The organism is Citrobacter sp. BDA59-3 (assembly GCF_015167655.1).
GTDB classification, from domain to species: domain Bacteria; phylum Pseudomonadota; class Gammaproteobacteria; order Enterobacterales; family Enterobacteriaceae; genus Phytobacter; species Phytobacter diazotrophicus.
The window spans coordinates 956,767-974,494 of sequence record NZ_CP063427.1 but is presented as its reverse complement, the minus strand read 5'-3'; the positions used below and the strand labels follow the sequence as shown (position 1 = coordinate 974,494).

Annotated in this window: 14 protein-coding genes and 1 pseudogene; 3 read left to right on the top strand and 12 right to left on the bottom strand. The window is 50.7% G+C overall.

Annotated elements, in window-relative coordinates:
- Positions 1 to 123: 123 nt before the first annotated feature.
- The 3 genes from IP582_RS04510 (at position 124) to IP582_RS04500 (ending at position 3,871) form a co-directional block, all read left to right on the top strand.
- Complete coding sequence (locus tag IP582_RS04510) at positions 124 to 1,596, top strand: NCS1 family nucleobase:cation symporter-1 (RefSeq protein ID WP_193795193.1); 1,473 nt, start codon at positions 124 to 126, stop codon at positions 1,594 to 1,596.
- A gap of 572 nt (positions 1,597 to 2,168) precedes the next feature.
- The gene (locus tag IP582_RS04505; protein WP_193795192.1) at positions 2,169 to 2,813 is read left to right on the top strand and encodes a molecular chaperone; all 645 of its coding nucleotides are present in this window, start codon (positions 2,169 to 2,171) and stop codon (positions 2,811 to 2,813) included.
- A gap of 32 nt (positions 2,814 to 2,845) precedes the next feature.
- Positions 2,846 to 3,871 carry a fimbrial protein gene (locus tag IP582_RS04500; RefSeq protein WP_193795191.1) on the top strand — a complete coding sequence of 342 codons (1,026 nt, stop codon included), beginning with the start codon at positions 2,846 to 2,848 and terminating at the stop codon, positions 3,869 to 3,871.
- Positions 3,872 to 3,941: 70 nt separating this feature from the next.
- On the opposite strand, the gene IP582_RS04495 is transcribed toward IP582_RS04500, so the two are convergent.
- The 12 genes and pseudogenes from IP582_RS04495 to IP582_RS04440 all read right to left on the bottom strand — a co-directional run bounded on the left by IP582_RS04495 (position 3,942) and on the right by IP582_RS04440 (position 17,528).
- Complete coding sequence (locus tag IP582_RS04495; protein WP_193795190.1) at positions 3,942 to 5,036, bottom strand: VasL domain-containing protein; 1,095 nt, start codon at positions 5,034 to 5,036, stop codon at positions 3,942 to 3,944.
- Positions 5,037 to 5,039: 3 nt separating this feature from the next.
- Positions 5,040 to 5,465 (bottom strand): type VI secretion system baseplate subunit TssE, encoded by a 426-nt coding sequence (gene tssE, locus IP582_RS04490; RefSeq protein ID WP_041852648.1) that lies wholly within the window; start codon positions 5,463 to 5,465, stop codon positions 5,040 to 5,042.
- Between the two features lie 3 nt (positions 5,466 to 5,468).
- Positions 5,469 to 6,005 (bottom strand): type VI secretion system lipoprotein TssJ, encoded by a 537-nt coding sequence (gene tssJ / locus IP582_RS04485; protein WP_193795189.1) that lies wholly within the window; start codon positions 6,003 to 6,005, stop codon positions 5,469 to 5,471.
- Positions 5,986 to 7,068, bottom strand: coding sequence for a type VI secretion system baseplate subunit TssG (tssG, locus tag IP582_RS04480; protein ID WP_193795188.1), 1,083 nt, complete (start codon positions 7,066 to 7,068; stop codon positions 5,986 to 5,988). The genes tssJ and tssG overlap by 20 nt, the downstream gene beginning before the upstream one ends.
- On the bottom strand, positions 7,032 to 8,792 hold the full coding sequence (gene tssF / locus IP582_RS04475) for a type VI secretion system baseplate subunit TssF (protein WP_193795187.1): 1,761 nt from the start codon (positions 8,790 to 8,792) through the stop codon (positions 7,032 to 7,034). The genes tssG and tssF overlap by 37 nt, the downstream gene beginning before the upstream one ends.
- Before the next feature lie 162 nt (positions 8,793 to 8,954).
- On the bottom strand, positions 8,955 to 9,587 hold the full coding sequence (locus IP582_RS04470; protein ID WP_193795186.1) for a hypothetical protein: 633 nt from the start codon (positions 9,585 to 9,587) through the stop codon (positions 8,955 to 8,957).
- A gap of 97 nt (positions 9,588 to 9,684) precedes the next feature.
- Complete coding sequence (locus IP582_RS04465) at positions 9,685 to 10,008, bottom strand: hypothetical protein (protein WP_193795185.1); 324 nt, start codon at positions 10,006 to 10,008, stop codon at positions 9,685 to 9,687.
- A gap of 77 nt (positions 10,009 to 10,085) precedes the next feature.
- Positions 10,086 to 10,394 (bottom strand): annotated as a pseudogene (locus IP582_RS04460) (PAAR domain-containing protein); the annotation flags it as partial.
- Positions 10,395 to 10,399: 5 nt separating this feature from the next.
- Positions 10,400 to 12,016, bottom strand: a complete 1,617-nt coding sequence (gene tssA / locus IP582_RS04455) for a type VI secretion system protein TssA (RefSeq protein WP_193795184.1) — start codon at positions 12,014 to 12,016, stop codon at positions 10,400 to 10,402.
- Entirely contained in the window at positions 12,009 to 15,380 is a 3,372-nt protein-coding gene (locus IP582_RS04450; protein ID WP_193795183.1) for an ImcF-related family protein, read from the bottom strand. Before IP582_RS04450 ends, tssA begins: the two co-directional genes overlap by 8 nt.
- Entirely contained in the window at positions 15,380 to 16,594 is a 1,215-nt protein-coding gene (locus IP582_RS04445; RefSeq protein WP_193795182.1) for a hypothetical protein, read from the bottom strand. The genes IP582_RS04450 and IP582_RS04445 overlap by 1 nt, the downstream gene beginning before the upstream one ends.
- Before the next feature lie 340 nt (positions 16,595 to 16,934).
- Positions 16,935 to 17,528, bottom strand: coding sequence for a hypothetical protein (locus IP582_RS04440; protein WP_193795181.1), 594 nt, complete (start codon positions 17,526 to 17,528; stop codon positions 16,935 to 16,937).
- Positions 17,529 to 17,728: the final 200 nt, after the last annotated feature.

The window sequence follows — 17,728 nt, the reverse complement described above, 5'->3', positions numbered from 1 at the left end:
TTCTTATCTTTTTGTATACATCATTAAAATATTTTGTATACATAAAATTAAAACCTGGCCTGGTTCATGCAATACAGGATGGCAGACATAACGTCACAATCTGTATTCAGAGGAGCAGATTCCATGCCAAACCTTGAACCAAATTACAAAGACAGTTACAGCCCACGACTCACTAACAACGATTTGGCCCCGACGCGCGACCAGAGCTGGACGTGGTACAACATCTTCTCTTTCTGGATGTCCGACGTTCATAGCATGGGTGGATACGTAGTCGCGGCCAGCTTCTTTGCGCTCGGCCTTGCCAGTTGGCAGGTATTACTGTGCCTGTTGCTGGGCATCTGTATTGTGCAGTTGTGCGCAAACCTTGTTGCCAAACCAAGCCAAATGGCTGGCGTGCCCTATGCGGTTATCTGTCGCCAGGCATTTGGCGTGTTCGGCGCCAATATTCCGGCCGTCATCCGTGGTCTTATCGCCTTTGCCTGGTACGGTATACAAACCTATCTGGCCGCTAACGCGTTAATGCTGGTGATGTTGAAATTCTGGCCTTCTCTGGCCCCGATGACCGAAGGGCATTTCCTTGGTCTGTCGCATTTGGGCTGGGTCTGCTTCGGCATTATGTGGGTATTGCAGGCACTGGTGTTCTGGCACGGGATGAGCGCGATTAAACGCTTTATCGATATCGCAGGCCCGGCTGTCTACGTGGTGATGCTGGCGCTGGCGGTGTGGATCCTGTCGCAAACCGGCTTTAGCGGTATCTCGTTTACCCTTGCCAGCAAAGAGCTGACCGCGGGCGAGCAAACCTGGCAGATGATTACCGCAACGGCGCTGGTGGTTTCTTACTTCTCCGGCCCACTGCTGAACTTTGGCGACTTCTCTCGTTACGGCAAAAGCATGCAGGAAATTCGTCGCGGCAACCGCTGGGGCCTGCCGTTTAACTTCCTGCTGTTCTCCATCGTGACCGTGGTGATCGTGTCGGGTACACAGTCGCTGTTCGGCAAAATGATCACTGATCCTATCGAGACCGTCAGCCACGTGGGCAACAGCCTGGCCATGGCAATTGGTTTGCTGACCATGATTATCGCCACCATTGGGATCAATATTGTGGCTAACTTCGTCTCCCCGGCGTTCGATTTCTCAAACTGCTCGCCGCAGAAGATCAGCTTCCGCACCGGCGGGATGATCGCCGCCGTTGGCTCCGTGTTGCTGACGCCGTGGAACCTGTTCCAGTCACCGGAACTGATCCACTACACGCTGGATGTGCTGGGCTCCTTTATCGGGCCACTGTTCGGTATTCTCCTGGCGGACTTCTACCTGATTAAACGCGGGAAAGTGTTTGTCGATGATCTGTTTACCGTCTCCCCGAATGGGCGCTACTGGTACAAAAACGGCATCAACCCGAAAGCGGTTGCCGCACTGGTGCCGTCGGTCGCCGTGTGCCTCATCATCAGCTTTATTCCGTCACTGCACGAAGTGGCGAACTTTAGCTGGTTTATCGGTGTGTTCCTGGGCGCAGGCAGCTACCGCTGGATTGCACGCCACGATCGTGAAGGGGTTAGCGAAGGATTTGCTCCGCGTCGCGCAACGGCGAAAGAGTAAAAGCATCAGGCCCGGACTGGGGTGGTCCGGGCCTGATGCGTCTGTTGCTTACTTCATTTTATAAGTATGTGAAATAATAAAACAAATAAAACCCTCTGCAAACTCGTTCAAATGTTTTATTAAAAACCGGCGTTACATATTCATTTAATAAATAGGGAAAGCGAATTTCTTTATAAGAATTTCCATATAGATTTACTTCCGGGCGTTCCCTTTCCCCCATCCTGCAAAGAATGAAAACGCCATCACCTTAGCATTTCAGAGAAAGAGAAAACATCCTCCCTTGAATTTACCCTCTGACTTTCTGTAAACTCCCTTAAAACAATCTTATTGAAGTGCCAATTGTCATGTCACATTAATCTCAACGTGTATATCACGCCAGATATATAACTAACACCAATACATCTAAACATTATCCAGCGGGAATCACATTCTTAATATGAATGATTTCAAATTAAATCTTACCCATACAAGGGGGGACGTTAACAATGAGGGTAGTATTCCGTGCATTATGCACAGTCTTAATATTTTTAAATTCGGTGTCGATTGCGGGTATTCAGCCCGCCGGCACCCGAGTGATTTATCCGGCTGCTAAGCGGGAAGTGACGTTTAAGCTCACCAATAATGCCACCACGCCACGGCTCATTCAGGCGTGGATTGATCGAGGTGATGCCACAGTCCCGGACCACGCCAGTGACGCCCCCTTTGTCGTGATGCCGCCCATTTTTCGCATCGACCCGGACAAGGCTCAGACACTGCGGATAATGTTCCCTGGCGGTGATGTGCCGCAAGACCGGGAGTCAGTCTTCTGGCTCAATATCCTTGAACTACAGCCTACACCGGCAGGGAAAAAAACCGGGGAAGAGAATGTGGTGCAGTTTTCCATTCGTACCCGCTTAAAGCTGTTTTATCGCCCGGAAAATTTACCGGGGAAACCGGAGGAGGCGGTCAGTCAGTTACGCTGGCGCGTTGTGCAGGCAGGTAAAGAGCAATATCTGGAGTGTGGGAACCCGTCGGCGTTCAGCGTCTCATTTCATGATGTTCAGTTTAAGAGCAGCACCAATAACAATGCAGAACCACTACACGGCATGTGCCCGGCAAAAGATACGGCACAGTTTCCATTGTCGAATTCAAATCTGCCAGAAGTCGGGAAAATAAAGATTACGGCAATTAATGATTTTGGCGGTTTTGACGAACACGACGCGCAATACGGACAATAAACTGCACAGAACTAATATAAGGACATATAATTATGAACAATCGTACTCTATTTATTCAGTTAGTAAAAATTGCTGGTTTATTAATAATTAGCCCAAAAGGCTATGTGGCTGCAGGTTGTGTAATGGCGTCAGGTTATTCTGTGCAAAACTACTCTGTGCCAATTTCAACGTCTATCTCAGTGCCGCGCAATGCCGCTACAGGGCCAATTGGTAGTGAAATCAAGGTGAGCAGTGGCGGGCCCGCAACAAAGTCAGATTGTACGTACACAACAAGCAGATATCGTTACATGCTGGATAAGGTACTTTCACCTGGGGGCACTACAAGCATAGATGGCGTTTATCAAACTAATGTCAGCGGAATTGGTGTCAGAATTCGCGCTACGGCTCCTTTCTTTACAACCCCACTCACAATTTACTCTACAGCAACAGAATTAGGTTCCCTGTCAAGCGCTAGCAATCTCAACGACGAAAAAATAGGGGCAGTCTATGTGCAATTTTATGTTATTGGTCCGGTAAGTCCGGGTAACGTGATCTTAAGCGCCCCTACTCTTGCAGGCATGGTCGGCACAGACAGAAGCGAAACGAGTGCGGTAACATTCAGCAACCTCACCATCACAGGCTCCGTGCCCGTTACCGTGCTGGCCTGCGAAACACCGGATATCCGCGTCGATTTAAAAAAACATGAAAGCGCAGAATTCCCTACCGTGGGTTCGACAAGCTCTGCAACGAATTTCAATTTCGTCATCAAGAATTGCCCGTCGAAATTGAACTCGGTTAATTACACCTTTAAACCCGCCTCCGGAATCACCCTGAAAGGCAGCGGCACAGGACAGTACCTGACTCTTGACAGCGGTTCCACCGCCAAAGGCGTAGGGGTTCAGGTTCTCTATGGAAATGGTACTAACGTCCCGTTCAATACCAAGACCAAATACACAGGTTACAGTACGTCTACGGGCGGCAGTTATACCATCCCAATGAAAGCACGCTATATCCGCACCGGCACCATCAGTCCAGGCACCGCGAACTCGGCGGTAGAGTTTGATATGAGCTATGAGTGATATATTCAGTGCAAAAAGACCCGGACTGGGGTGGTCCGGGACCGATGCTGAAAGTGGATTAACAGGGCGTCTACGGCGTCTTATCCTCCCCTGAGTTGTTCGCACGAGGGTTGCTTAACAGGGCATAGCGGTTGAGCAACTGTTGAAATCGGGTCTCGATTTGTACGATCAGCGCAGGCGTCACCTCCCCCGATCGCGTCTGTTCATCCAGTTGCCGAAGCAGTTCTTCCAGCGGTGGCGTTTGCAGGGATTGGCGAATCGCGAAAACGGCTGATTTCAGTTCCGATGCGGTTAAATATTTCCCTTTACGTTCATCAAGGGCATCCAGTTGCTGAGAAAGACGCTGCAACTGCTTCTGTGCCTGCGCGTAATGAGACAGCTCAGAAACCTGTAGCGCATTGCGCTCTCGTTCCCGTAAATCAGGTTGATTCAGGAATGCCCATCCCCCAACCCCGATACCGCTCAAACACACTGCGGTCATCATTCCGGCAAAAAACATCGGCCATGAACGTCGGGATGGCGTGACCGTTGTCTGCCGCGCTGGCGGTGCGACACGTGGCGCAATCTCTTCTGGTTCGGAGGGCGCTATGGCGCTTGCGGTTATCGGTGTTACGCCTGCTTCTGTCTCCTGCGGCGTGAGCCGCTCCAGTCGCAGCGCAACATTACGCAACTGACCGGCAACGATATCCATTCGGGTCAGATGCCAGAGTTCGCACTGACGCAGTACTTTTTCAAGTTCAGCCAGGTATTGCTCACAGCGATAGACCTGCGCCAACGCTTGATACTGAACCTCCATTATCCGTAGCGACTGCTGTATCTTTTCCGCCAGCCAACTGAGCAGAGTGACTCTTGAATGTACCTGCGCGGGCCAGAAATCGCCCCAGTGGCGCGTCATCAGTGTCTGCAACGCCTCCAGCCCTTCGGTCATACCCACCAGCCCCTGCTGCTTTGTTCTGGCCAGGATGTAACAGACCAGTGTTTGCAGCTCCACGCCATTTTGTCTGAACAACGCCAGACACAACGATTCGACCCGACGCCAGTCCACGTCCGGGCGCGCCGGATGGGTGAGTTTACCCATTTCGGCCTGTAATTCGCCCGCTTCGCGAAAAGTACAGGGATCGCCACCCACACGAAACTGGCTGATAAATAACGAATGGTCCGTCATAGGTTATGCACGCTCCTGTTGCTTAAGATGACGCAGGACTATCCGCCCTTCCGGCGAGAAGACCCCGTCGAAACGGATCCATCCCCTGGCGGGAAGTTCGGCATGAATCAGGTAATTCAGATGTCCGGGACGCGGTTGCGGCAGTAGCTCCACGCGGAGCTGACTCAGGCGAGGTTCATAACGGCGCAGCGTCTCCTCAATCTGGCGTATTAACCCGTGAATACCCGCCGTCATTCCCTGATGTATCACGCTAAGATCCGGTAACCCGTAATCCGGCAGGTGCGCCAGCGTACCCGCCCGACAATTAATAATGCGCTGCATGTTATCCATCACGGAAAGGATAAGCTGGTCCCGCTCGCCGACCTGTTCCAGCGGTAATTCGCCACTGAAGCCAGACATCAACATTTCGTATAAAGAAGGAGTCGGCATGGATTAATTGTCCTGCACAGGAAGCAGCGTTAACTGGCTGCGCAAAAGCTCGATAGTGCGGGGTTTATCCGCATCCAACTCGTCCCGTTTCAGGATCAACCGCCAGCTATTACGCGTTTCATCCGGCTGATAAAACTGCCCGGCAATGGCAATAAACTGCGTCTCTTTATCGAGCGGCACATCCAGCGAAACCGCACCCTCGGGTTTAATCCAGACTGTATGTTCCGCCAGAACATCGCCGTTGAGTGCCGACTCTTCCTGCATGAGCAAGGTGTCGTAATCTGCTTTATCAAAGCGGGCGCGCGATTTGAGTTGCCAGACATGCACCATGGTGGAAAGCGGCGTGTTTTGCGCGTCCGTGTTGAGCGCGCCACGCGAGATGAAATCCAGATGCAAGATATGGATCTGTTTATAGAAGATAGCGCTCGCCATACTTTTCGAGCCCTCGATCACCTTTTGCCCCAGCCCGCAGCCTGTCAGGAAAACTGACAACGCCATCGCGCAGGCCAACGCCCGGCGCTTACAGTGGATAATGAACATGCGTAATTCTCTCCCTGTCCCATCGTAATGAACCGGGCATGAGCCCCTGATAGCGGCCAAGTTTCACCGTTACAGTCCCGGTGTCTGGCGCGGAACCTGAGGCGCGTAAAATGCCGGTTAGGCCAATCTGAACGCGCTGTTTCCCTAGCTGTGCCGCCGGCAGAAGGCTGACCGGAAGCGTGAGCTGTAACCGCGCCTGGCTACGCCAGCCAAGATATACACGCAGCAGCACCAGAAGATCGGTATGCAACTGCCCTCCCGGCAGCCATCCGCGCACTTCGTCAGCCGCTTCGGTATAGAGTTGCAGTAACAGTTGACTGTTAACGTCCGTGCCGGTTCGCCCCAACAGAGCGCGCGTTGTCAGGTCAATGCGGGTCGTTCGGGACAGGCAGGCCCGCGTTTGCAGTACAACAGACTGCGGATCGTGTGGTGTCACCGTTGCCTGGGTCTTTGGCGCAAGCAGTGCCACTAACGCTGTCACGCCTTCCGCTGTACGCGTTGGCAGGCGCATCACGCTCAACAATGCCAGAAAACGCGAAACGGGCGTGGCGATATGGTTTTCGCTACCTGGAATGCCCAAACCAATGAGCCCCAGCAGGCAACGTGAAATCGCATCCCTTGCCCCCGGTTCAAACGACGCCGGGTAGTTGTATTTGCGCCAGATGCGGTAGTACTGCGTGGTAAAACGGTGGTTGAAGATATCCAGAAACGCCATCACCGCTTCATGCCCGTCCTTTCCCTGTGCGATGTCGTCCAGGTAAGCCGTCGGCAGAGGGGAATCGACGCCATAAAGCCCCAAAAAGGTGGTGCGAACTGTCACTGGCGCGTCAGGCTGCTGCGAATGGTGCTCGACCGCTTTAAGTTCGCTGACAGGGAATCCCATCCCCGGATGAGGGCGAAAGCGCACGGGATCATCAGCAGGGTTCGCGCTACTGCCTAACGGCGGGGCGTGTGGCGCAGCTTGTTCCAGATACTGGCAAAAACGGTAAAAATTAATCCGCGAAATGTGCGGCGTCAGTCGATGTATCAGCCCGGTACGCGCTGGCTGTGGTGTTCGGTCCATTGCAGGCACTTCCCTGTGGGTTGCAATATTACGGTGAGTTGTGTGAAAAGATGGATATCGGCATAGAGCGCGAAGAAGCGATGAAGGAGTTCACCAAACAGGGTGATATCCCCCTCCCCGGCGAAACCTTTGCTGTCGAGGGTGACCTGAATATCCACTCCGCGCAGCAGAAAGCCTTTTTCGAAACGCTGAATGAGATGGTGCTGAACATCAACAATCGCCTCAAGACGACGGCGATTCATCTCGCTCTCCGTCCAGTCATAGAGCGCCAGCGTGCCGCGCAGGATCTCCGCGTTATCCATCATCGACAGAAAGTTTGAGCCAAGATGACTGAGTACCCGCCAGTGGAAACGGTCACGCGAAGGGGGATAACAAGGCTGCGTCGGCGCGCAGAGATTACGGACCCGCAGATTGTTTTGCGCCGCATGGAGGGGGGTGTCCAGAAGCGTGCTTTGCAACGCCTTGCGCGGAAGCTGGCCGTTGGTGCCCGTCAGGCTCAGTGACAAGGTTTCATCTTCCAGAAGCCTGTCCGCGTCAAACGCATCGCCCCCCAAAATCAACCAACTGTCATGCAGCCCCGAGGGGCCACGCTTCACCCGCGTGTGGTAATAGCGTTCGGGGGCATCGTGACGCAACATGCCGCCCCGATGGCGAAAACTGGAAAACGGGACATATGCCTGATTGCCGGTGTGGCGTGAGGAGACGATTCGATCAACAGAATAGATTTCTGTATGCCCATCCTGGATACGCATGGGGCGCAGGAGATATTCGTTTTCCAGCGGTGAGAGATGCAGCGGATCAGCCTCCAGTGAGAACAGGTTGATAACCGGAACACAATGCAGGCGGATAGTGTCGGCATTGAAGGGCAAATCGTGGGACCAACTTTCCACCAGCACAACATCCAGCTCAAAACCCTTTATTCCTTCCGGCCAGGCGATGTTTTCCAACCCATGAAGCGCTACAAACATAAATTTTTCACGGAAAGTGAAATATTCAAGTAAGAGCTGATAGCCGCTAAATGCGGATTCTCCTTTGGGCCACAGTCTGTCATCGTCCCCCAATCCCTGCGCAGAAAAATGGCCCTCCAGCACACGCCGCTCATGCCCCGGCAAACGCAGCCAGATCTGTTCCGTTCCCAGCGTGAGCGCCCGGTGTAAGGCACAGGCTATCGGGCTGTCGGCATTCAGATACAACGGTAGTCGTGATAAATCAATTTGCGACCAGTCGCCGACCAGCGGGCTGCATTCGAAACGCAGGCGAATGACAGAACGTCCGTCCGGCTCGTACTGCAGTGATACGTCGGGCAAAGCCAGCGGATAGAGCGTGACATCGCGCGTGGCGGTGTAGCGACAGCGGGTTTTACGCTCACCAATCGGGCGTGACAGCACCTGAAAATGACTGAGCGTTTCGCTCTGCTTCATCAGCCGATAATCGGTTGCCAGCTCAATAATAGACAGTGAGGGAATGGTGCGCAGATAGTGCGGCCAGAGCAGACTGACCAGCCCTTCGGTGAGTTCCGGCAAATCGTCATCCAGTTTTTCACGCAGCCGCCCCATTAAGAATGCGAACCCCTCAAACAGACGCTCCACATACGGATCGCGAGCACCAGGTTTGTCGAGGTTCAACATTGCCGCACGGTCGGGGTATGCCTGCGCGAATTCTTTACCGGCTTCGCGCAGGTAGCGCATTTCAGCTTCGTAGTAGCGTTGGGTTAAATCGTCCATGAAAATCCTGTGGTAAATAGGTAATGATTAAAGTGGAGTGAGTTGTTAAGAGCAGGCTTGGGGATTATTGATAATATTGCCGGTAGTCCATTTTAAAATATATGCTTGACTAATAACCTTATAAAATCAACCGGAGAGATCTAATAATAAAAAATTCAGATCTTAATGTTCTTCGAACCGCCCATCCTTTAAAATAAACACACGCTTCTTATGGTAATCTTCGAATTTTACAAAAATATTATTATCTTTCATTCCAAAATTATAAGTACTACCCGGTAATCCATGAAAAACTTCCGATTGCCACTCCTTAGTTTTACATGAAATCTGAATATAATCTTTATAACATTCCGACCCACAATACCGCTCAGATATAAAGCATATATTTTTTGAGCGAAATTCATTATAAATGTAAAACTGCTGGGCCAAAAGAAAAATAAATAGAAAATTAAAAATTACAACGCAGTAGATTACTGAGGCAGACCTGGAAACACTCACAAAAAATGAATAATAAAAAAGTGATATACCTAAAACGCCAATAAGTAACACTTCAATATTACCCCATAACAAATCAAAGAAATTAAATAAGACTTGAATCACAATACCTAATAATATATAAACCCATCGATATCCATAATGTGGCTTAGATAAAAAAAATGGTATAAAAGGGAGGATTCCGGGTGCCATAACCAATGAAATATATGCCATATTATAACCATGAAACATGAATAATACATTGAATATTATGCTAGCTACAAACCAAGAAACCACACCAGATACAATTCGAAAGACAAACATAATATTACTCTTTAATTGTCATTCATTATCATTAAAAATAAAAAAACCTAAAAAATAGCAAAATATCATTAATCATATTATTGCTAATAGAATAAAATTATGATGTTTTCTGCGTTACGCTAAAATCTTTAATTTTCACACCAATAGCATCGGATATTTTTTTCCTCTGAAAACAAGTCCTGCAGCCTTCCCCAGGTTTTATCCTGGCTTCCGGGTTATTTTTAAGTGATGTTGATATAAATTTTCTACGATATTTGTCCCCTTGTTTAAAATATGTCACTAAAATGGCTTCCTGCTTTCTTTGAGGTAAATCAATTATGTAACTATTCATAATATCTTTCGCTTTTTTGATCATCAAGGCAGCAAAGTGAACCGTTCCTTCATCTGTAACCAAATATCTTAATATATCTAACTTTGACATATTTGGAAATGAATCCAGTTTGTCATCATACATATCATAGGCTGTGCGTAATGATATTCTTCGGTTAATGGTTTGGGCTGTTTTACTTCTATTATTCCGTCCTTCACATCCGTCTCATAAACATCATTCATCATCGACGCGATAAATCGTGACTGACATGGGCAGGAGCTTTTACTGTCCAGAGTTCCTGCCATCAGCCGGCCGTGAATATCTGTCTGCGGAACGCCTCCTACGATAATAAACATTCCTGGATATCTGCCACAGGTCACTCTATCCATATCGCGTGCCTGAGGTATGCCCATAATGGCATGGTCATCCGCGCCTTCAATGATCCTGCCGCCACAGGTGGTTATATCACCTCTGACCAGAAAATAGCCTCGTCCCATCGTCTTCAATCCTTATGTTGCGAATCGCACAATACGGCAGCACGTGCGGGATCTATCGCCACCAGCGTGCCGAGCAGGGTTTCCATTTTTCGCGCCAGCAGCGCTTTATCCGCATAGCGATGTGCCCTTAAACGCAGCAGCTTCAACTGCCGGGCTTTGATCTCGAAGATCAGCTCGGGTTCCCATTGGGCCAGCGTCAGCCCCTGCGAACTCCCGTCCAGTTCATCTAACAGCAACAGCGCCATCTCTGTTTTGCCGTATTGCTCCGCGATCCGGGCCATGAGTAAACGCAATTGCAGATGCTGTCGCGCGGTAACAATCCCCGGACGTGACTGGAGCCAGCCCAGCGCGGCGTCGACCCCTTCACTGTCGGCACGCTCCTGCGCTTCAGGTTCCAGCGCCAAAAGATCATCGTGGGAGGATTCGCCAGAGAGAGCCGCCCCGCCTGCCAGCCATGCCCCGTCATCCTGCGGTATAACCTGCTGTGCAATCCAGCTTCGCGTTACGTCATCCGCAAACGGGCTACCGTCACTCCATGCAAGCTGCTCCAGCCCAGGCAACCGTTCCAGCAACAACGCCAGATCCTGACGGACAACAGATGTCCACCTGTCCCACGGCGGCCCTGCCTTGCCTAACGCCTGGTGCAGATACCACTGAATATCCAGCCAGAAGTGACATACACCTTCGCCGAACATCCGGTCGGCTTGTTCCAGGAGTTCTGTCCAGTTCTGCTGTGTATACAATCGCTTAAGTTGATTACGCGATTCCGTGCGCGGTGGAGACAGCCGCGTTTTGCCGTCGACATCGGGCGGAAGCTCATGAACGGTGTCCCAACGCATGGTTTTCATCAGGCGATGTGCCGCCAGCCAGCCCCGGGGCTGTTCATTGAGGTAACGGGACAGCGTTTTGGCCTGATCCAGCAAATCGCGTCCGGAATGAATAACCTGCAACGATGGCGAGTCGATAAGGGAAGAAGCGACAGGCGGCGAGAGGGCCGCGCTATTTTGAGGTACAACGGCATTCATCCCGCCCGATTGTGCCAGACGTGACTCGAGCGCGTGAATAAGCGGCATCAGCGAAGGCGGCTGTTGGTCTTCTGTCCATGCCGCAAATGATACTGATAGCAAATTCAGCGCGGCGACGATCCTGGAAAAATCCGCCTTTGCCACTTCCGGAAATCGCGCCAGACTATCAAGAATTTTGTCTCCGGCCACCCACTCAAGCACCAGTTTTCGGCTCGACGGGCGGGAGGGTAGTAGCGCGGTACCAAAGCGTTCAACCAGCCCGGCCAGCAACGCCAGCCCCTCAGCTAAGCCACGCTCGCCGTCGCGATGTAGCCGTGCCCAGATGTAATAGGTCACGATACGCAGATCTTTTGCCTGTGTCAGAATGAGGGATTCCGCCAGCGTACAAATCAATGCGGTGTCTGCGCCCGACAGCTTGTTCATCTCATCACGCATAAGCAGAAAATCGTCGTGATAGCCCGGGTCTTCGCCAACGGGTGCGTCTTCTTTTACTGGCAATAACCATTTCTGCCATAACGCGGTCTGCTCGCGCGCGGCCTGCAGGACATCGCCATCGCTAAAACAGCTACGGGTTAACTGCTGTAGCAACTCACTCATCCTCGTGCTCTCCCTGTTCTTGCGACTCTGCCATGACGTTCCCGGTCAGGAAGATCTGCTGTGGCAGGCGAAAATTTCTCAGTGCCAGCAGTGCCATCGGCCCTTTTCCCTGCTCAACGCGCATCAGGTAATGCAACGGGAGGCCGTCCGGGGCGCGCCACAGCACCTTATAGCTGCTGCTGTCCAGTTGTGTAACTTCCGCTTGTTCCAGTAAGCGGATGAGGCTCCAGCTTCCCCGGTAATCTGCCAGAATACGCTCGCTGTTCTGCGTGCTGGTCCAACTCAGCGACGCACCGGGGTGCCACTGCTCACCAGGCCAGCTAAAGCGCTGCCAGCGCTCCTTCTGGTTGAAATATTCCAGTGTTTGCCCGTCAACCGTCAGCTGCGTTTTCATCACATCACGCGCGGGTTTGGCGCGCAGATCAAAATGTATTCCGGCATCTCCGCTGGCAAAGGCGGCATCCGTGATATCGCCAAGCTGATTCAGGGAACGCAAAAACGCCGGATTTACTACCAAACCCAGTGTATTCGTGGCATCGGTCACCCAGTCTCGCCCTTCGCGTCTCAGCACGCCACCAAGGTGCGTGGCAAGATATTGATGGATACGGCCACCGTCGCGCAGGTACTGCGCCAGCAAAGGCAACGAGGCATCATTCTGCGTGGCACTAAAGGGATAGCGCCCCGCGAAATCCTGTTCCCACTGGCTGACAATGGCACGCTGCCACTGCCGATTGAGACTGTCTGCCGCGGGTGTCAGCACCTGTCGCCATGCCTGCTCAACCGGGCGAACAAACAGCGCCTGACCAAAGCCGCTCCATGCCTCTCCGAGACTGGCGGCAACCAGACGGCCATAGTCGCGGGTATCAGTAAGATCGACGGTTTTACCCTGAAACACCGTCTGCGCCAGTTGTTGCGTCATTTCCCGCGGATCCGGGGCGTTGATGACCTGTTGCAGTTTGAGCCGCACACGGCTAACGCGCGTCAGATAAGTCTGCAGACTCAGCGTCGCGTCTCCGCTACCGGCAGCGCGTTCCCCCGTCAGCCGCAGCAGCGGGGCAAAGGTTTTATCCAGCGGGCCGGGAGGCGTTTCATCCTGACGGCCTTGATCTTCGCCGTTAAAGAGCGCCTTTGCCGATGTCGTCAATGAATCTGACAATCCACGGTTCGGTCGCCCCGTTGCCGCCTGCCACGCCAGCGTATCCATCAGGGCAATGAGCGGCGACTGGTGAGCATCAGCCATGAGTGTCAGTTGATCGAGTACACCGGACAGCGTGCCTTCCTTTTTCCAGCGAAGGCTGTTAAGAAAAGAGAGCCAGCTTCCGGCAAAGTCGGTGAAGTAACGCTCAGTGAGTCGGGCGCGTAGCGTCTCCGGCGATACATCGGATGACGCGCCCTTCTCGCGATCACTGAGCACCCAGTCAATTTCTTCGCGTCGGGCCGCCACAACTTGCTCTATCGCCTCTTTTACCTGCCCTTCCCACGCCTGGCGGGTGAACATCCCCGGTACGATCTGTTCAGTACTAAAAAGCGCATCGGCCTGGGTGTCGCTGGTCATATCCGCCAGCGTCATATCTGCATAGTTTCGGGAAACCTGTTTCAGCACATTCTGGTAGAGCGTGTTTTCCGCATTGCGTACGCCAATCTGGCGCAGCAGGATTTTTCGCACGGTGGCGGTCAGTTCCGGTTGCAACGCCGCCTTCCATTGCGGATGTTCAGCCAGATTCGTGGCCCAGAAGGCAAGTAGCGAAGGGACGATACTCTGCGAGAGACCTTCCGCCACCCCTGGATAGCGCAGACCATCGCCCATCAACGTGGCGCTGAAAAAAGCCGCATCCGCTTTTTCCGGACGGGACATCATCAGCAGCGCTTTAAGCTGTTTATATCGCTGCTCACTTGTTGCCGTCCGCTGAGGGCTGTCAGGAGGCAGGGCGACAAAGGCGTTTAGCTGCTGTTGCAGGTGTAAGAGCGCCACATCGCGCACCAGGCGGCTGGCAGCCTGCGCATAACCGGGAAATGCCGCATCAAGCAATTGCGTGTTACGCTCCAGTCCGAAACGCTGATACCACGGCGCACCGTGGCGAACGCGGTATTGCAGGCGCTCCAGCTCGTTCTGTAATGTATGCAGTGCTATCAGTTGTTCTGAAAGCGGCAGGCGAGTGTTCAGTGCGTGCGCTGTCTGCGAGGCGGTATCCTGAATCAACATGCGGTTGGTCAGAAAAGACGTCAGAAGCCCGGTTCCCCACACCATCACCATTATGCCCAGCATTGCCATCATTGCATGTGCCCACGGGAATCCCACCTTACGACCCCGGACCTTATCATCCGTAATACCCGCCCATACCGGAGAGGGGAGCCAGGCATGAGACGCGGTATCTGCTCCGGCCACATGCTTCGGACTGAACATCAGGCCACGTAATGAGAGGGAATATGCTCCGCCCGACAACAGAGGTTTCAATGTGTTTTGCCAGTGAGCAACGCCCTCTTTTTGCAGGGAATGTGCCAGGCGCAACAGGAAATCGTGGCGATTATCGCGCAGTAACTGCTGCATCCCCTGCTCTGTCAGTTGAGGGGTTTGCGCTTCCAGCATGGAAGCCAGGTGTTCTGCCGTGCAATGTTCAGGCAGCAGGCATCCCACCGCCTGTATAGTGCGTTCGGTCTGATAACCGCCATCGTCGCAGATCTGCCATAAATAGAGCGGGGCCTGAAACCCGAGTCGTTTTCCGCTGTCGGTCAGCCCGCGCCAGGCCTTATCCATTTGCGCACTCTGCTGGCTCTGTTTCGCCGTCAGCGGCCAGACAACCCCATCCAGTGGGCGGTGGCGGCGCAGCTTTCGCAATGACGCCAACAGTTCGGCATCCGGTTCGGCTAACGCTCTGCCGCCATGGTTCAGTACGATACCGTCGCCTTCAAGCCAGTGCTGTTCTGTTAAACCCGGTGCGATGGATTCCACTTCGGTGGGCTCACCGATAATCAGGAGCAGACGGATTTTATAGCGCCAGAAGAAGCCGTAGCGGGTGCGTACGAAAGAAGCCATTTCCCCCCATACCGGATTACAATTATCTACTTTTTTCTCCGTCACAGGCCGATAGTCATCCCCGGCAGCAAGCTGTCTGCGAATTTCAAAATCTTGTATAGCCGAGTGGCGGTTTAACAAATTGTAAGCGCCCATAATGATGAGAAAAATCAGGCCGCCCGCAATCACACCCGCCATCCAGTATGTCTGCTGTAGGCTGCCCGGCGCGACTCCCACGAGCATAGGTTTACGGTAAATTAACGTACATAACGCAATGACTACCGTAACGGTGAAAAACATTATCGGCCGAGAGAACGAACGAGGCCGAAGACGGTTTAATTCCGTAACCACTATGATGCCTCCTGAGCTAAAGCATGCGGTGATACCACCGCCGCCCACAAAGAATCCCCGCCCTGTTCGCCACTAAGCGCCAACTGGGGTTGGTGTAAATGCATGGCTGCCAGTGTGGCAGCTGCGATTGATAACCACGGTGCAGCCATGTCTGAACGCCCCAGAAAAGCGTCAAGTTCATAGAGCGAAGCTTCCTGAATAAATGGCTCGTTAAGTGACAGCAAGGCAACCCGCTGTTCCGCATTCAACGTCGCAGTCCACGTACCCGACAGGGCATCAGGTTTTACAGGCATCCAGTCAAGCGCCTGTTTAATCCCTTCGACCATGGCGGTTGTGTCAATAAGTCGCTCAGGGCGATGCAACAGTGCCAGTGGTGTAATTGCCTGTTGAGTTAACCTGTTAGCCATCAACAAAGCGCAGGCAGACTCAGCAGTGAGTTCTGGTTGCTCTGGTTCCAAATGTAAGGAAATAACCAGCAAAACAGCTTTTTTGTGAATGTCGTTATCAAGCCAGTCGTCTATGACAGCTAATCCCCTCGCAGAATTTGAAAATAAACATGTTCTGGAAAATCCGGCTTTTTGCCACTCGTCCTTGCAGATATCTATAACAATTGGCACGGATAGTGATGTATTAATCTCAAAAAAAACGTTGATGTGAAAATCATCGGGTAATCGACATAGTTGGGGTTTGATGTCACTGAAAAGACGGGAAATAATTTCCGGTAAACGACTGGTTATGGGTTGATCCGTTAACACTGGAATTACACTACGGCGAACCATATTTTCACCACGCAGCACAGAATAAGTACTTAACCGCGACTGGCGGGTCAAAAAGTTCATCGTGGTTTCAACTAAAGAATCACCGTTCATTGCCGTGTGCAAAGAAAGGTTTAATATTTGCAACGCACGTCGCCCCCGTTGAGTTTCCCGTAAAATCACTTCTTCACGACGCTTATTCCACGCATCCACTCGGATACATTGTGTTATAAAAACCAACCAATAGACTGATACGGCGAGTGACCATATAAAAATGAAAATACCGGAAACCTCCCCCCAAAAGCACCAACCACTTATTGCAAATTCATTTCTAAATGGAAGAAACACTGACACTAAAACTGTAGGTGGCAGCAACAGAGAAACCATTATCCATTTAACACAACCAGTTTTTTTGGGGTAATCCTTTGCATCAGGAATAGTATTAAGACGAACCGACATAATAATATCCATTTTTATTTCAAATAATCATAAAAAAACAAAAAAAACATATCAACCACATACAATACCCATTAAAATAAAAATCACACCTACTTATTACTATGTAAATTTCACCTACTTCTTATATAAAAACCACTATGATTATCTTCAATCAAAAAAAATCTGATAAACATACTCTCCCACCAAACCTCTTTGCATCACCATAAATAACACCCTTTCCTTTTCATGACCCTGCGCTATATAATTTCGTCATTAAAAAAACAATAGAAAAAAAGACAATGAAAACTATAAAAAATTACCCTTGCCAAATACAGCCCTATAATAATTAAAACAGTCATAATTATCTTTCATAAATCATAAGACGAAGAATATCTTTTTTAGACAGACCTTCACTCTCTATTATATAATTTGTACTATCAACAACCATCCCTTTCTGGTCATATTTAGAAAACCATTTAATATTGAACCCCAATGAATTCCATGAAAAAGAGCTATAATCACTTTCACTATTTCCCGCTCCAGATTCCAAACTATCCATTGAAAAGCTTTCCTTACAACTGCTGATCAAAACCTGGTCAATAAAAGTACTGGTTTTTTCATCTACTTTATAAAGATTCAGCCAAATTTCATTACCAGATCCACAGAACCCCTCAGGTGTGCCAACGTTACTCGGTTTTTTTTCAAAAAAGACAAAATAGCGTATTCCATTGACAGTGCCGATCTTTTTATAGAAAAAAATATCTCTTGTATTAACCAAAAATAAATTATTTTCTAATGAAAAAAAATTCAGTACAGGATCAACATCAGATAATACCTGCAGAGAATGGGCATTTCTTGAATATGCCATTTGAGTATTTATAAAAAAAAACACAATGTTAATCAACGACATGATCCGCATAGCAAATCCCAGAATATCGCCACGGATGCTCATCATCCTGTCCCGTACCTCCCATACTGTACTGCTCATGATCCCGATCATGTAATTCTTCTTCTGTTCTATCTTGATTTGATGGATTTGTAGTATCCCATCCTATATTTCCTGTTTGAGAATCACACAAAATGTTACTCTTCCTTTGCCATTGTTGCTCACTTTCATTCCATTCATGGTATGCGCCACCATTCCAACGGCTAATT

What these genes read in the sequence shown, in the direction of transcription:
- tssJ (WP_193795189.1), bottom strand. Translation starts at nt 6,005, where the DNA reads ATGTTCATTATCCACTGTAAGCGCCGGGCGTTGGCCTGCGCGATGGCG.
- tssF (WP_193795187.1), bottom strand. Translation starts at nt 8,792, where the DNA reads ATGGACGATTTAACCCAACGCTACTACGAAGCTGAAATGCGCTACCTG.
- IP582_RS04495 (WP_193795190.1), bottom strand. Translation starts at nt 5,036, where the DNA reads ATGACGGACCATTCGTTATTTATCAGCCAGTTTCGTGTGGGTGGCGAT.
- tssA (WP_193795184.1), bottom strand. Translation starts at nt 12,016, where the DNA reads ATGAGTGAGTTGCTACAGCAGTTAACCCGTAGCTGTTTTAGCGATGGC.
- IP582_RS04500 (WP_193795191.1), top strand. Translation starts at nt 2,846, where the DNA reads ATGAACAATCGTACTCTATTTATTCAGTTAGTAAAAATTGCTGGTTTA.
- tssG (WP_193795188.1), bottom strand. Translation starts at nt 7,068, where the DNA reads ATGGACCGAACACCACAGCCAGCGCGTACCGGGCTGATACATCGACTG.
- IP582_RS04465 (WP_193795185.1), bottom strand. Translation starts at nt 10,008, where the DNA reads ATGTCAAAGTTAGATATATTAAGATATTTGGTTACAGATGAAGGAACG.
- IP582_RS04510 (WP_193795193.1), top strand. Translation starts at nt 124, where the DNA reads ATGCCAAACCTTGAACCAAATTACAAAGACAGTTACAGCCCACGACTC.
- IP582_RS04470 (WP_193795186.1), bottom strand. Translation starts at nt 9,587, where the DNA reads ATGTTTGTCTTTCGAATTGTATCTGGTGTGGTTTCTTGGTTTGTAGCT.
- IP582_RS04440 (WP_193795181.1), bottom strand. Translation starts at nt 17,528, where the DNA reads ATGATGAGCATCCGTGGCGATATTCTGGGATTTGCTATGCGGATCATG.
- tssE (WP_041852648.1), bottom strand. Translation starts at nt 5,465, where the DNA reads ATGCCGACTCCTTCTTTATACGAAATGTTGATGTCTGGCTTCAGTGGC.
- IP582_RS04445 (WP_193795182.1), bottom strand. Translation starts at nt 16,594, where the DNA reads ATGTCGGTTCGTCTTAATACTATTCCTGATGCAAAGGATTACCCCAAA.